The sequence below is a fragment of the Archangium sp. Cb G35 genome (assembly GCF_001896145.1).
Lineage (GTDB): Bacteria > Myxococcota > Myxococcia > Myxococcales > Myxococcaceae > Archangium > Archangium violaceum.
In genome coordinates, this window is record NZ_MPOI01000009.1 from 312,151 (window position 1) to 326,552 (window position 14,402).

The 14,402-nt window shown below is 69.6% G+C and carries 14 protein-coding genes; 5 read left to right on the top strand and 9 right to left on the bottom strand.

Features of this window, described 5'->3' with window-relative positions; translation table 11 throughout:
• Window positions 1–106: 106 nt before the first annotated feature.
• A complete protein-coding gene (locus BO221_RS27505) occupies window positions 107–1,561 on the bottom strand; it encodes a hypothetical protein (RefSeq protein ID WP_073563494.1) in 1,455 nt (484 codons plus the stop codon).
• Window positions 1,562–1,805: 244 nt separating this feature from the next.
• The gene (locus tag BO221_RS27510) at window positions 1,806–2,723 is read right to left on the bottom strand and encodes a pseudouridine-5'-phosphate glycosidase (RefSeq protein WP_073563729.1); all 918 of its coding nucleotides are present in this window, start codon (window positions 2,721–2,723) and stop codon (window positions 1,806–1,808) included.
• Between the two features lie 113 nt (window positions 2,724–2,836).
• Between BO221_RS27510 and BO221_RS27515 the strand changes: the two genes are divergently transcribed.
• Both BO221_RS27515 and BO221_RS27520 read left to right on the top strand, forming a co-directional pair.
• Entirely contained in the window at window positions 2,837–3,649 is an 813-nt protein-coding gene (locus BO221_RS27515) for a metallophosphoesterase (RefSeq protein ID WP_073563495.1), read from the top strand.
• A 57-nt stretch (window positions 3,650–3,706) separates the two neighbouring features.
• Window positions 3,707–4,618, top strand: coding sequence for a DMT family transporter (locus BO221_RS27520; protein WP_073563496.1), 912 nt, complete (start codon window positions 3,707–3,709; stop codon window positions 4,616–4,618).
• A gap of 3 nt (window positions 4,619–4,621) precedes the next feature.
• On the opposite strand, the gene BO221_RS27525 is transcribed toward BO221_RS27520, so the two are convergent.
• Genes BO221_RS27525 through BO221_RS27535 form a run of 3 tightly spaced genes read right to left on the bottom strand, consistent with a single transcriptional unit; the run spans window position 4,622 to window position 8,157 of the window.
• Window positions 4,622–6,343, bottom strand: a complete 1,722-nt coding sequence (locus BO221_RS27525) for an FHA domain-containing protein (protein WP_073563497.1) — start codon at window positions 6,341–6,343, stop codon at window positions 4,622–4,624.
• A 30-nt stretch (window positions 6,344–6,373) separates the two neighbouring features.
• Window positions 6,374–7,546 (bottom strand): hypothetical protein, encoded by a 1,173-nt coding sequence (locus BO221_RS27530; protein WP_198956194.1) that lies wholly within the window; start codon window positions 7,544–7,546, stop codon window positions 6,374–6,376.
• Window positions 7,543–8,157, bottom strand: coding sequence for a deoxynucleoside kinase (locus BO221_RS27535; protein ID WP_073563499.1), 615 nt, complete (start codon window positions 8,155–8,157; stop codon window positions 7,543–7,545). Before BO221_RS27535 ends, BO221_RS27530 begins: the two co-directional genes overlap by 4 nt.
• A 236-nt stretch (window positions 8,158–8,393) precedes the next feature.
• Here BO221_RS27535 and BO221_RS27540 point away from each other — a divergent pair, with 236 nt between their 5' ends.
• From BO221_RS27540 to BO221_RS27550, 3 genes are read left to right on the top strand one after another with little or no spacing between them, the layout of a single operon-like run.
• Window positions 8,394–9,194 (top strand): 1-acyl-sn-glycerol-3-phosphate acyltransferase, encoded by an 801-nt coding sequence (locus tag BO221_RS27540; protein WP_073563731.1) that lies wholly within the window; start codon window positions 8,394–8,396, stop codon window positions 9,192–9,194.
• A 15-nt stretch (window positions 9,195–9,209) separates the two neighbouring features.
• On the top strand, window positions 9,210–10,610 hold the full coding sequence (locus BO221_RS27545) for a tetratricopeptide repeat protein (protein ID WP_083681422.1): 1,401 nt from the start codon (window positions 9,210–9,212) through the stop codon (window positions 10,608–10,610).
• Between the two features lie 36 nt (window positions 10,611–10,646).
• Window positions 10,647–11,288, top strand: coding sequence for a hypothetical protein (locus BO221_RS27550; RefSeq protein ID WP_073563500.1), 642 nt, complete (start codon window positions 10,647–10,649; stop codon window positions 11,286–11,288).
• Window positions 11,289–11,365: 77 nt separating this feature from the next.
• On the opposite strand, the gene rplQ is transcribed toward BO221_RS27550, so the two are convergent.
• From rplQ to rpsK, 4 genes are all read right to left on the bottom strand, one after another.
• Window positions 11,366–11,785 carry a 50S ribosomal protein L17 gene (gene rplQ / locus BO221_RS27555; RefSeq protein WP_043409059.1) on the bottom strand — a complete coding sequence of 140 codons (420 nt, stop codon included), beginning with the start codon at window positions 11,783–11,785 and terminating at the stop codon, window positions 11,366–11,368.
• Between the two features lie 174 nt (window positions 11,786–11,959).
• Window positions 11,960–13,045, bottom strand: coding sequence for a DNA-directed RNA polymerase subunit alpha (locus BO221_RS27560; RefSeq protein WP_052519278.1), 1,086 nt, complete (start codon window positions 13,043–13,045; stop codon window positions 11,960–11,962).
• Window positions 13,046–13,252: 207 nt separating this feature from the next.
• Window positions 13,253–13,879, bottom strand: a complete 627-nt coding sequence (gene rpsD / locus BO221_RS27565) for a 30S ribosomal protein S4 (protein ID WP_073563501.1) — start codon at window positions 13,877–13,879, stop codon at window positions 13,253–13,255.
• A gap of 63 nt (window positions 13,880–13,942) precedes the next feature.
• Window positions 13,943–14,392, bottom strand: coding sequence for a 30S ribosomal protein S11 (gene rpsK / locus BO221_RS27570; protein WP_053066623.1), 450 nt, complete (start codon window positions 14,390–14,392; stop codon window positions 13,943–13,945).
• Window positions 14,393–14,402: the final 10 nt, after the last annotated feature.

The window sequence follows — 14,402 nt, forward strand, 5'->3', positions numbered from 1 at the left end:
CAGGATGGAGCGGACCCCGGGACGCTAGCCGCATCCCCTCACCGGGGTCCATCCGTGGACTCCCTCACTCCGCCCGCGGCTCCTTGGCCCCCCTTGAATTCCATTCTCACTGCACGGTGAAGAAGGCGGGCACGGAGGCGCCACTCGCGTCGGAGGCGCGGATCACGGCGCGCAACCGGGTGGTGCCGCTCGAGCCACTGCCCTGCGCGCCGGGGTGGACGTAGGTGTAGCCGGGCTCGGCCGAGAAGACCGGGGCGCACGCCGCGCCGCTGCCCGCGTAGGTGAGGTTGCCGCCACCGATGCGCACCCAGTAGCCCACGCCGCCCGAGCCCACCTTCCAGCGGTAGTAGTCGACATGGGCCGAGTGTCCATCCACGCAGGTGGAGGCACCGGCGGAGAGCGTGTGGCCGCCGGCCACGTTGGGCAGCTCGATCTCCGCGATGTATCGCTTGCAGGCACCAACGGAGGCGTAACCGGTGCCGCCCGAGTCCGCCGACCAGGTGGTGGCGCTGGTGGTGGTGGGCGTGTTGTCGGCATCGTCGATGAGGCAGTCGAAGACGGACTTCACGGCGTTGGCGACCTTCTCGCGCCGCGAGGTGTCGGAGAGGATGCTGTTGCTGTCCTGCTCCAGCTGCACGCCGCGGAGGTCGACGCTCATGGCGTTGACGAAGTTGTCCTGGTCACTGCCCTCGAAGCAGACACCGGAGTTCCAGTGCACGCGCAGGCTGGAGTCATTGAGCGCCTCGCGGATGATCTCCGCCACGCCCTGGCGGAAGGGCAGCTCGATGCGTCCACCGACCTTGACCTCGCTGGTGGTGCAGCTCGTCTCGCCGTGGAAGGAGACGGCGTAGGGAATCCGGTTCGTGAGGAACGAGCCCAGCCCGGGGAAGCTCGCGCCGCTGATCTCCGTGGAGGTGATGTGGAATTGGCCGAGGGTGCCGCGCTGGTTGTTGTTGATGGAGGCGGCCCAGATGGCGTTGCGCTGCGGATCGGCGGAGTGGATGAGCGCGCCCTGCTCGAAGGTGCCCTTCTCGAACGGGTGCGGCACGGTGTAGGCCACCACGGCGCCCGCCGGACGCACGGTGTACTCCTTCACCTTGCCGAGCGAGTTCGTGTTGGCATCGTCGAGCGAGCTGGCGGGCTCGGCAATCGCGGGGGCCATGCCCGAGGCGTACTGATTGGACACCTGGACGGTGGCGGTGCTCTCCGTGTCGGCATCGCCGGAGCTCTTCACCCGTTTGTCGTAGCCCTCCTGGCTCATCTCGAAGTCACCCGAGGCGCTCGCGGTGGTCTCGACGGTGCACAGGCCCTTCAGGACGGCGCCGCGGCGGATGAGGAGCTGCCGGTCGGAAGGGAAATCCGCCTGGAGGCTCTGCGGCACGCGGCAGCGCTCGGCGGAGGCGATGCTGGTGTTGACCTTGAACTTCTGGCTGTCGAGCACGAGGGCGCGCTGGGTGACGCCCATGGCGCCGGGCCCGGATTCCGCGATGGTTTCGGGGCCGCAGCCGGCGGCCAGCATCAGCGGAGCAAGGGTTCCCAGCAGTCGTGACGAGCGCTTCATGGTGTGACTCTCCTCGGATGGATTCGCGGTGGCCACCGGCCAGCCACCGTGCTCCGAGGCAAGAGCAACCCCCGTGCCGTGGCCGGGGGTGCAGTGACACCGTGCGCATTGCAGTGAGGCCCCACGAACCGCGCGCGCCGGAGCACGCGAGGCGGGCGGAACGGCACGAAATGGCACGGCGCCGTGTGCCACGTGCGAACGGATGACACTGGGAGCTGTGCCACCCGCTCGAAGGGGCACGAGCTCAGCCCCGAGTGCCCTGGGAGTAGGCCACGGCGAGCTGCCCGGCGAAACGGGCATTGTTGGTGAGCAGCGCGAGGTTGGCGCGCAGCGTCTTCCCACTGGTGCGGCGGGCCATCTCGGAGAGCAGGAAGGGCGTCACGGCCTTGCCACGGATGCCCTGCCGATCAGCCTCGGCCATCGCGGAGGCGATGTGCAGCTCCACATCGGCGCGAGGCAGCGAGGTCTCCTCGGGAGGAGGCACCGTGAAGAGGATGCCCCCCTGCCCCAGCGTGTCGAAGCGGGCCCGGAGGATGCGCGCGCCCGCCGTGGCGTCGTCCACCCGGTGCTCCAGCTTCAGCCCGGACGAGCTGCTGTAGAAGGACGGCAGCTCATCGGTGCCAACGCCGATGACGGGCACTGCGGCGGTCTCCAGTGCCTCCAGGGTCTTGGGGAGGTCCAACACGGACTTGGCGCCGGCGCACACCACGGCCACCGGGAAGCGCCCCAGGGCCCAGAGGTCCTGGGAGATGTCCATGTGCTCGGCGACACCGCGGTGAACGCCGCCGATGCCACCGGTGGAGAAGACGCGGATGCCCGCGGCGGCGGCCAGCTCGCAGGTGGCACTCACGGTGGTGCCTCCGGTGGCGCCCTGGGCGATGGCCACGGGCAGATCCCTGGAGGCCAGCTTCAACAGCCGCTCCTTGCCCTCGGCGAGCCGGCGCATCTGGGGCTCCTCGAGCCCGATGAACACCTGTCCGTCCACCACGGCGATGGGAGCGGGCACGGCACCGGCGCGGCGCACGGCCTCCTCGCAGGCGCGCGCGGCCCCGAGGTTGTCCGGGTACGGCAGCCCTTGCGCCACCACACTCGTCTCCAACGCCACCAGCGGCACGCCCTGCTCCTTCGCGCGCCGGACCTCTTCGGAGTAATGCAGTTCCATGGGGGGCATATACGCCACGGGCCCGAGGGTAGGACAAGCACGGAGACACGGTGCGTCCCGGGGAGCGTTCGGCGCCGGTCAGGCAGGGGGGTGCTCGTTCGACGGAGGACGCCATGCGAATCCTTTCCATCGAGACAACCCCCCTTCACGAGTGGACGTACCTGTCCGCCTCCCCGCGCGGAGGGAGCGAGCTCCAGCATCTCCCCCTGCTCTCCGCGGCAGTGGACACCCTCCCTCCAGACCTGGAGGCCCTCGTCGTCACCTCGGATCTCCAGGGAGTGGCCACCAGCGCCGAGTACGAGGGCGCGGCCACGCTGCTGGGCGAGGTGCTGGCCGAGGAGCTGGCGATCCTCGCGGAGCTGGGAGAGCTGCCCCATCCCAACCACATGGGCATCCTGCTCGCGGGAGACCTGTACTCGGACGCCTCGGCGGCGGTGCGAGGGGCATCGGGGGACGTGCGGAGCGTCTGGAGCGCCTTCGCCGAACGGTTCCGCTGGGTGGCGGGTGTAGCGGGCAACCACGACACCTTCGGGACGCCGCGAGAACGGGAGCGCCTGCAACAGCGTCCGGGCCTGCACCTGCTGGATGGCGAGGTGCGAGCGCTGGATGGGCTCCGGGTGGGAGGGCTGAGCGGCATCATCGGCCAGGCGGGGAAGCTCTGGCGGCGCGAGGAGGAGGACTACCTCGAGGCGCTGAGGGAGGTGCTCCGCCCGGGCCCCGAGGTATTGGTGCTGCACCAGGGTCCGGACGAGCCGGCGAGCGAACGGAGGGGTAGTCCGGCCATCCGCGCGGAGCTGGAGGGGCGGGAGGAGCTGCTCGTCATCTGCGGCCACAGCCACTGGAACGAGCCGCTGGCGGAGCTGGCGGGAGGAGCACAGGTGCTCAACGTGGACGGACGCGCCGTGTTGTTACGGCGAGGCCACTGAGCCCGGGAGCGTAGGAGCATTGCCAGCACGCGTCGCTGGCGGTATGCCGCCCTTGCCTTGAGCACCACCAGCACCGCCGTGCCCTCCCCGGCCGCCCCTCGCGCGTTCTCCCTTTCGGATCTCGCCCTCGTCCTGGTCGTCATCATTTGGGGCACCAACTACACGGTGGTGAAGGAGTCGCTGAGCACCCTCCCGCCGATGGCCTTCATGGCGTTGCGCTTCGGGCTGGCGGCGGTGGCCATGGCGGTGGTGTTGCACACGCGCGAGGGCTGGAAGCCCCTGCCCCGGGCCACGATGATCAAGCTCGTGGTGCTCGGGCTGGTGGGCAACACGCTCTACCAGTTCTGTTTCGTGATGGGCCTGGCGCATACCACGGCGGCGAACAGCGGGATGCTCGCCTCGGGCACGCCGGTGGTGACGGCGCTGCTGGGCGCGGCGCTGGGAGTGGACCGCCTCCGCCGGCCGCTGGCGATGGGGCTGCTGCTCGCGGTGCCGGGCATGTTGCTCATCGTCAGCGCCCGAGGGCCCGAGCTGGACGCGTCCACGCGCCAGGGAGACTTCCTGATTCTGGGAGCCTCGCTGTGCTGGGCTTTCTACACGGTGGGCATCCGCTCGATTGGCCCCGAGGTGTCGGCGCTGCGCATCACCGCGCTCTCGATGATCACCGGAGCGCCCGGAGTGGTGCTGATGGGGTTGCCGTCGGTGATGGCGCTGAAGGTGGAGACCATCAGCGCGGGGGCGTGGTTCGGCGTGGTGTACTCGGCGCTCATCCCGCTGGTGCTGGCGTACGTGGTGTGGAGCCGCAGCGTGCAGGCGGTGGGGAGCAGCCGGACGGCCATCTACAACAGCGGGACGCCGGTGGTGGCGGCGCTCACCGCATGGCTGGTGCGAGGCGAGCGGCCCACGTGGATGCAGGCATTGGGCGCGCTGCTCGTCATCTCCGGAGTGCTGGTGAGCCGGCGGCGCTGAACCTCACACGCGCCGCCGCGACACGGTGATGCCGTAGTCCTCGATCTTCTTGTCCAGCGTGGGGCGGCTGATGCCGAGCAGCTTCGCGGCGACGATCTTCTTTCCCCCGGCGGTGCGCAGGGCCTCGGCGATGGCGTCGCGCTCCAGGCGGGAGACGCGCTCCTGCAGGGTGAGCTGGGGAGGCGAGGCACTCCCGGCCTGGATCTCCGGTGGCAGCGCCAGCGCATGGACCTGCGTGCCGGCGTGCACCAGCGCGAGCCGTTCCGCGAGCAGCTCCAGTTCGTGGACGTTGTGGGGCCACTCGTAGTCCCGGAGGAGCTGGCGGGCGTCGGGGTCGAGCACGGGAGGCTCCCTGCGTGCTGCGCGGGCCCCGCGGGAGGCGAAGAGCTCGAAGAGGATGGGGATGTCGGCGCGCCGCTCGCGCAAGGGAGGAATGACCAGTTCGAGCCCGGCGAGCTGCCGGAGGAACGAGGCATCCACCTCGCCCTTCATGACGAGCGCCTGGAGCGGGACATTCGCTGTGACGATGAGGCGGACGTCCACGGGCTCCTCGCCGCCCTGGAGGGCCGGGGCCGTTTTGCGGGCGATCAGCCGGGCGAGCTTCTCGGCGAGGGGGCGCTGGAGCAGCTCCACATGGTGCAGCAGGAGCGTGCCCCCATCGGCGCGCAGCAGGGCCGAGGCCACGGGAGGCTGTCCGGGCACGCTGGAGCGCCCGAGCAGCACCTCCTCCAGGGAGGAAGCCGGGTCGCGGCAGTCCACGCGGACGAGCGGCCCGAGGGCACGCGGTGAGCGCGCGTGGATGTAGCTGGCGCAGAGGGACTTGCCGGAGCCTGGCGGGCCGGAGAGCACCACGGGGGCGGCGCTGGCGGCGGCGCGGCGGGCCTGCTCCACGACCTTGCGGAAGGGGCGCGAGTTGCCGGCCATGTCCACGCGGCCCGGCCCCGCCTGCTGGGTCTGGCTCCCCGCGCGAGAGCGCACGGCGGCATAGGCCTCGCCCCCGAGCCGCCCGAGCATGGCGGCGAGCCGTGCGTCGGCATCGGTGAAGTCCGGCTCCTCGCGCTCCACGTAGAGCACGCCGAAGGGCAGCCCTCCCGAGGCCACGAGGGGCGAGCACAGGACACCCGCGGAGCGGCCCTGCTCGGAGTGCTCGAGCGTGGCGCGGGCCAGGTCGCGAGGCACCTCCACGGAGGGCTTGCCCACCACGGCCGCGGTGAGCAGCCCCTTGGTGTCGCCGAGGAGCGCCGCGGCCGCGTCGGCATTCAGCGCGTGGAGCGAGGCATCGGCGATGCGCCGCAGCACCATGGCCTCGCTGGTGGCGCCCAGGAGCGCCGCGCCTGCCGAGTACAGGGCGGCTTCGGCGCCCACGTGGGGCAGCACCTCCTCGACATGGAGGAGACTGGTGCCCTCGGGGACGGTGCCCGCGAGCGAGGCGGCGCCGAGCGGCTCGACGAGCACGGTCGTCTTCCCCACCTGGACGCGGTCGCCGGGGTGGATCGGCACCTCGCCGGAGACGCGCTCGCCATTGACGGAGGTGCCATTGCGCGAGCCCAGGTCGGCCAGGTGCAGCTGTCCCTCCTGCACGAAGAAGCGTGCATGGCGGCGGGACACGTGGTCGTCCTCGGGGAGGGGAATCTCACACGAGGGGCTGCGGCCGATCGTCGCCTCGGCCTTGATCTCGAAACGCAGGCCGGCGGAGGGGCCGGAGAGGAGCAGCAGGGCGGGCATGGCGGGCGGCGGATGGTACCACCGCCCTGCTCACATCGGGCGCTCGGCGTTGAGGAGCGCGCGAACCTCGTCCTCCTCCAGGGTGCGGCCCTCGCGGCTGAGGGCGAGCGCGTTCACATCCGCCTCGGCGACCTCCACATGGGCGCCCTTGCGCCACTCGGTGGTGTGGACGGCGCCATCCACGAGCCGGCCGACGATGACGCCCTCCTCCCAGGAGAGCACCTCGGACCAGAGCTGCTCGGTGACGGTGTTGCCCTCGGGGTGGGTCTCGAAGGGGGCGCGCACGACGAAGGTGAGCGGCTCCATGAGGCCGCGGCGCAGGAAGCGCGCCTTGAAGGCGGGCAGGTGGGCCTGGGCCTCCCGGTGCATGGACTCGGTCTGCTCGGTGGGCTCCTGGGCGAAGCGCTCGCGGAAGGGGCGCAGCAGCTCCGCGGTGTTGTGCCGGCCCTGGGGCGACACCACCGTGAGGAAGAGGCCCTCATGGCCCTCGAAGGCCTCCAAGGGGACGCCGAGCAGGTTGGTGCGCGCCTCCTCCGAGGGCACCATCATGAAGGTCTGCCCCTCGCTGGTCCCCATCTCCTTGCGCAGCGGCGGCCCCTGGCCGAACGCCAGATCGGTGCACAGCTCGTGGAGGAAGGCCTCGGCGGGCAGCAGGTCCTGCTCGCCCAGGTGGAAGATCTCCAGATCGCGGGCGCCGAACTTCTCCATCCCGTGCGAGTGCACCCACAGGGGGGTTTCGCCCTCGATGACCTCCACGGCGTGGAGGTTGACGTGGTCGCGGATGTCGAAGTCCAGCTCGGTGATTTCGGCTACGTCCTCGGACTCGTGGACCTTGGACGAGGTGATGTCCACGAGCACCCCCTCCACATGGGCCAGGACGATGCGGGCGCACATGAGGGCCACGAAGACGGGCACGGTGGGCTGGGTGGAGCTGGTCTCGAAGGCGAAGCGGTAGAAGGACTGGGCGCGGGTGAGGGCCTCCAGGGCGGGCTCGCTGCCGGAGAACATGTCCGGGGTCCACTCGGTGGGAGCGGGCCGCTGCTCGAAGACGACCTCTATCCGGGACTCCTCGGCCTCCACGGTGAAGCCGTGCCCATCGGAGGCGGCGGTGAAGCCCATGTCCTCGGACTCGAAGGCGGTGCGCAGGTCGTCGAGCGGGACGGGCGCGGCGCGCGAGATGGCGACGAGGTAGACCTCCATCACAGGTGCTTCTCGATCTGTCGGAAGAGGTCCACGCGGTCCACCAGGTTCGTCAGATAGTCCAGCTTATCCGTCGGGAGAACCAGGACGGGGGACATCTTGTAACCACTGAACCATTCCTCGTACAGGGCGTTCAGCCGGTTGAGGTAGGCGGTGGGGATGTCCTGCTCCATCTCCCGGCCGCGCAGGCGGATGCGCTGGCGGAGGGTCTTCACCGGGCAGCGCAGGTAGATCATCAGATCCGGCGGGGCGAGCGTCTGGGCGAAGGTCTCGTAGAGGCTGCAGTACATCTGCCAGTCGCGCTTGTCGATGTAGCGCTGGCGATGGAGGTTCTTGGCGAAGATCTCCGCGTCCTCGTAGAGGGTCCGGTCCTGGAGGGCGGTGCCGGGCGAGCGCTCGAGCTCGCGCTGGAGGCGGAACTTGGCGGTGAGGAAGAAGAGCTGGGAGCGGAAGGCCCAGGTCTTCATGTCCTTATAGAAGTCAGCGAGGTAGGGATTCTCCTCGTTGGGCTCGAAGAAGGGGGTGAGGCCGTACTTCCGGCAGAGGAATGACGTGAGCTCCGTCTTTCCAGCCCCGATATTGCCCGCGATCGCGATGAACTTCTTCTTGGCCAAAGCACCGCGCTTGTACCCCCACCGGACGGCACACACCAGAAACAAGGTGGCATGCTAGATACGGGCCTTCATGTCTCCCCCACCCCACCCCACTCCATCGCTGGGCGCGCGAGCGTGCGGGCGGTCGCTGGCACCCGGAAGAGGTGTGGGCGGTCCCGCTGTTCGGGCGTTTTTGGCGGGACACCGGGCAGCGCGCCGTGGTGGGCTCTCCGCAGGACGCTGACGAGGTCTCCAGGATGCTCCGTAACTTGTTGTGCATGGTGGTCGCGGTGGTCGCCACCGCCATCTTCTTTCCGGTGACGGTGCTGGTGGCACTGATCACCCTCGACCCGGGGGCGACGGTGTGGGTGTGCCGCCGGCTGTGGTCGCCCATCCTCATCGCGACGGGTGGGGCGAAGGTGGTGGTGACGGGCCAGGAGAACGTGGATCCGAAGCGGCCCGCCATCTACGTGTCCAACCACCAGTCCACGCTGGACATCCCCATCCACTTCGTGACGGTGCCGGTGAACTTCCGGTACGTGGCCAAGCACCAGCTCAAGTACGTGCCGCTGATCGGCTGGTACCTGTGGTTCGCGGGGCACATCTTCGTCAACCGGGGCCGGCGCGAGAAGGCCATCGCCTCGCTGGACGCCGCGGCGCAGAAGATCCGCAGCGGCACGAGCGTGTTCCTCTACCCCGAGGGCACGCGCTCGGACGACGGCAGCGTGCTGCCCTTCAAGAAGGGCCCCTTCGCGCTGGCGCTCAAGTCCCGGGTGCCGGTGGTGCCCATCACCATCGAGGGCTCGGGCACGGTGATGCCGAAGAACTCGTGGAACATCAAGCCGGGCCCCGTGTACGTGAAGATTGGCAAGCCCATCGACACCACGGGCTTCGCCGAGGATGACCGTGAGGGGCTGGCCCGGGCGGTGCGTGACGTCATCATCCAGCAGAGCCTCGAGCTGGGCGGCAAGGGGGGCGATGCCGAGAAGGCCACCGCCGAAGCCGGAGTCGAGGGGAACGCGCCCTCCCGCCGGCACTCCCGTCGCAACGCCTCCTGAGGAGATCATCCCATCGTGCGCCTCCCCTCCCCCGACTCCCGAAGTCATGCCCGTCGGCTGCGCACCTGGGCGGGTGTGGCCGTGCTCGGACTGGGCCTGGTCACTGGCTGCCGCCATGGCGCCGCCGCCGAGCGTCCCCTGGACGCGCGAGCGCAGGCCCGCGAGTACCTGGCGAAGAAACAGCCCGAGCGGGCCCTGCCGCTGCTGGAGGCCGAGTATGCCGGGGCGCCGGAGGATCTGGAGCTGGCGCGGCTGCTGACGGAGGCCCAGGTGAAGGCGGGCCACACGGACGCGTGGATCGCCGAGCTGCAGCGCCGCAACGCGCAGGCGGAACGGGCGGCGAACCACTACATGCTGGGGCTGGCGTACTTCTCGCGGGCGTCGGACGCGGGAGCGCCGGCGGTGGCGGCCTTCGAGCGGGCGGTGGAGCTGAAGCCGGACGAGCCCGAGCTCCACTACCGGCTGGGGCTCGCCCGGCTGGAGTCCGAGCAGTACGCGGAGGCGGTGGGTCCGCTGCGGCGCGCGGTCGAGCTGGCTCCGGAGCGGGCGGGTTTCCGCCTGCCGTTGGCCAAGGCGCTGCACCGGACGGGGGACGCGGCGGGGGCGGTGGCGTCGCTGGGAGCGCTGGTGCGGATGAGCCCGAGCCCCGCGGAGGTGGCCACGGCGCGGGCGCTGATGGAGCAGATCTCGGATCCATTCGCGCGCTTCCCGAAGGCGGCCGAGCCCAAGCTGGAGGAGGGCCTGCGCTACCTGAGGGAGCTGGACGCACCGCACCCGGCGATCGTGGCGTTCGAGGAGATTCTGCGGGACTACCCGGACCTGGCGGTGGTGCACGCGCTGATGGGGCTGGCGTGGCAGCGGTTGGACGACGCGGGCCGGGCGGTGGAGGAGTTCAAGCGGGCCATCGAGCTGGCGCCGGAGGACGGCAAGAACCACTTCTACCTGGGCGAGCTGTACCTGGGGAGGCAGAGGCCGGAGGCGGCGAAGCCGCACCTGGAGAAGGCGGTGGAGCTCAACCCGCTGCAGGACGTGGCGTGGTTCCGGCTGGGGGACATCCACCTGGAGCAGCGGAACCTGAAGGCGGCGGGCGAGGCCTTCCGGGTGCTGACGTACCTGTTGCCGGACGAGGAGGCGCCGAGGGGCAAGCTGGCGCTGGTGCGTCAGCTGGAGGGCGACTGGGCGGGCGCCGAGCGGGAGCTGCTGCACGTGGTGGACAAGAATCCGGACAACGTGGAGTTCACGCTGCGGCTGGGCATCCTCTTCGCCGAGCAGGCGAAGCAGTCCTCGAGGCCGGAGGAGCGGAGGGAGGCGGCCGGGAAGGCGGAGCACTGGCTGCGCAAGGTGCTGGAGGCCCAGCCGGAGAACGCGGTGGCCTCGAGGGCGCTGCAGCAGCTCAAGAGTCCCAGGGCCCAGTAGCCAGCGGGAGCCCGGGCCTTCTACACTGGGGACTCGATGAGTGAAGGTGCCAACCAGCCCCAGCAGCCGCCGCGCGGAACGCCGTCGTCGACGAGCATGCCCCGCGTCTCGCAGACGAACAATCCGCGCGTGATGAGCGCCGCGCGTGCGGCCCCCCTGCCCAAGGAGCAGCAGCAGGCAGCGTTGAGCCAGAAGCTGAAGGCCGAGTCCGCCAACGTGGCCCTCAACGCCCTCTCCATCGTGAAGGAGAAGGTGGAGGAGTTCCGCGAGCAGGACAGCTTCTTCAAGTACAAGGCCTTCATCGTGGCGGGCTGGGTGTTCCTGTCCATCAGCACGTTCGGCGTCACGTGTGCCCGGGGCAGCGTGAAGGAGACGGGTGACTTCGGCGCGAAGCTGGTGCCCGTCACCAGCCGGGCCTCGCTGACGATCATGAACAAGAGCGAGGACGCCTGGGAGAAGGTCCACATCGTCGTCACGGACAGCCAGCGCGTGGAGTGGAATGCCTTCGTGCCGCGCGTGGAGGCGGGCCGGGACATCACCATCACGCCCAAGCAGTTGCTGAACGCGAGCGGTCAGGCGGCGCCCTCGGACATCCGGATCGTCGGCGTCGAGATGCGGACCGAGGACGGCAACGCCGTGCTGCTCGAGAACGGCAAGAACCTCACCGACGCGCAGTAATCCGGAGCCCGGAAAGCGCGAGAGCGCCCTTCCCCGAGGGGAAGGACGCTCCCGTGCACTACCCTTCGGACGGCTGGCTACTCCGCCTTGGTCTCCGTGGCGCCAGCGGCGGCCTCGGTGTCGACCGGAGCGGCCTTGGCGGGACGATCCACCAGCTCCAGCAGGGCCATCTCGGCGCCGTCACCACGACGGAATCCGAGGCGCACGATGCGGGTGTACCCGCCCGGGCGGTTGGCGTAACGGTCCTTGTACTCGCTGAACACCTTCTGGAGGATGACGCGGTTGCGAACCGTCCGCTCCGCGAGGCGCACGTTGGCCAGACCACCGCGCTTGCCGAGGGTGATGATGCGCTCGGCGATCGCCCGGGCCTCCTTGGCCTTGGGCAGCGTGGTGCGGATGGCCTCGTGCTCGAGCAGCGAGGTGACCATGTTGTGGAGCATCGCGAGCCGGTGGCTCGTGGTGCGGTGGAGCTTCCTCTGGCCTACCTTGTGACGCATGGTGCTGACCTCGGGCCCTTTTGGGGCCCACCACTCCGGCCGTACGAGGTACCGGGTGGGAAGGATGGAACCGGCACTGGCTCCACCGTTGCTGTATCGGGCCTGGGAAGGCCCCCTCCTCCCCCGGGGCATACGGCCATGCCACCCCGAGGGACGAGGTACTGCGAGAGTCTACTAGGCCTTGGGAGCGCCGGGGGGCACCGCGCCACCCGCCGTCGCCGCAGCGGCAGCAGCCGCCGCCGCCGCACCCGGAGCGGGCGGGGGCGGGGTCTTCGGAGGCCAGTTCTCCAGCTTCATGCCGAGCGACAGGCCCATCTCCGCGAGGATCTCCTTGATTTCCTTCAAGGACTTGCGGCCGAAGTTCTTGGTCTTGAGCATCTCGGCCTCGGTGCGCTGCACCAGGTCGCCGATGGTCTTGATGTTGGCCTGCTGCAGGCAGTTGGCCGAGCGCACGGAGAGCTCCAGCTCGTCCACCGAGCGGAAGAGGTTCTCGTTGAGCTTGGCCTCCTCCTTCGGGGCCTCGACCGCCACGGGCTCCTCGGTCTCGTCGAAGTTGACGAAGACGGTGAGCTGCTCCTTGATGATCTTGGCCGCGTAGGCGACAGCGTCCTGCGGGGTGACGGAGCCGTCCGTCCACACCTCGAGGGAGAGCTTGTCGTAGTCGGTGACCTGGCCGACGCGGGCGTTGGTCACCTGGTAGTTCACCTTGCGGGTGGGCGAGAACAGCGAGTCGATGGGGATGGTGCCGATGGGCGAACCGGCCACCTTGTTGGCGGAGGCAGGCACGTAGCCACGGCCGCGGCGGCACGTCAGCTCCATACGGACCTTGCCACCCTCGGAGACGGTGCAGATGTGGTGACCGGGGTTGAGGATCTCCACGTCCTGGTCGGCGATGATGTCACCGGCCTTGATCTCCTTGGGGCCCTCGGCCTCGATGCGGATCGTCTTGGGCTCGTTCGTGTGCATCCGGAGGAGGACCTCCTTCAGGTTCAGCACGATGTCCGTGACGTCCTCGGCCACCTCGGGGATGGTGGTGAACTCGTGGTCCACACCCTCGATCTTCACCGTGGTGATGGCGGCACCCTGCAGGGACGACAGCAGGACGCGGCGCAGCGAGTTGCCCAGCGTGGTGCCGAAACCGCGCTCGAGCGGCTCGGCGACGAACTTGCCGTACGTGGGGGTCAGCGAGTCCTGATCGACCTCGAGCCGGCGGGGCTTGATGAGATCACGCCAGTTCTTCGCGAGGAAAGAGTCAGCCATGTTCTTCTGCTCCTGGGAACGTGCGCCACCACCGACTTACCCACCGGGGTGGCGGGAGGATGGGCACGCGGGGTTTTTTGAATAACGGCCGGCCCCGGGGGGCTGCACGGAGGGGCCGGTAGAAGCACGACGCCCCGGCGGTGAGGCCAGGGCGCGTACGACAGCTCCAGCGGAATGAACCCGCCCACGGAGGGCGGGCCAGGCCGATTACTTCGAGTAGAGCTCGACGATGAGCTGCTCCTGGATCGGCATGGTGAGGTCCTCGCGGTTCGGGGCGGTCTTCACCGTCGCCTTGAAGGACTTCTTGTCCAGGTCGATCCACTGCGGCACGCCGCGGCGATCCACGGTCTCCAGCGCCTCGGAGATGCGGAGGATCTTCCGGCTCTTCTCGGCCACCTCGATGGTGGTGCCGGGCTTCACCGCGAACGACGGGATGTTCACCCGCTTGCCGTTCACCGTGAAGTGGCCGTGACGCACCAGCTGGCGGGCCTCGGCGCGGGTGTCCGCGAAGCCCATGCGGAACACCACGTTGTCCAGGCGGAGCTCCAGCTGCTGCAGGAGGTTCTCACCGGTCTTGCCCTTGGCGGCGGAGGCGCGGTGGTAGTAGCCGCGGAACTGGCTCTCCAGCAGGCCGTACATGCGCTTGACCTTCTGCTTCTCGCGCAGCTGCACGCCGTAGCCGGAGAACTTCACGCGGCCCTGGCCGTGCTGACCGGGGGGATAGGGACGCCGCTCGATGGCACACTTGTCCGTGTAGCAGCGGTCACCCTTCAGGTACATCTTCAGGTTCTCACGCCGGCAGATACGGCAGGCGGAGGCGGTATAACGGGCCACGATGCTTCTCCGTGTAGAGGTGGTCTGGACCGCTCTCCACGAGGAGAGCGGCCCGGGATGGAACTAGACGCGGCGGCGCTTGGGCTGACGGCAGCCGTTGTGCGGGATGGGCGTCACGTCGCGGATGAGCGCGATCTTCAGGCCGGCGGCGGCGAGCGCGCGCAGGGCGGACTCACGGCCCGCGCCAGGACCCTTCACCAGCACCGTCACGTTCTTCAGGCCGTGCTCCATGGCCTTGGCCGCGGCGTCACCGGCGGCCACCTGGGCGGCGAACGGCGTCGACTTGCGGCTGCCGCGGAAGCCGCGGGCGCCAGCGGAGGACCAGGAGATCACGTTCCCGGACACGTCCGTGATCGTGATGATGGTGTTGTTGAACGTGGACTGGATGTGGACCACGCCATTGAGGATGCTCTTCTTGCCCTTCTTGCCCTTCTTGCGCGCAGCGGCGGCGGCGTCGCCCGTCGCAGGGGCCGCAGCGGCCGGGGCCGCAGGCGCGTTGGTCTCTTCAGCCATGGAACTCGTT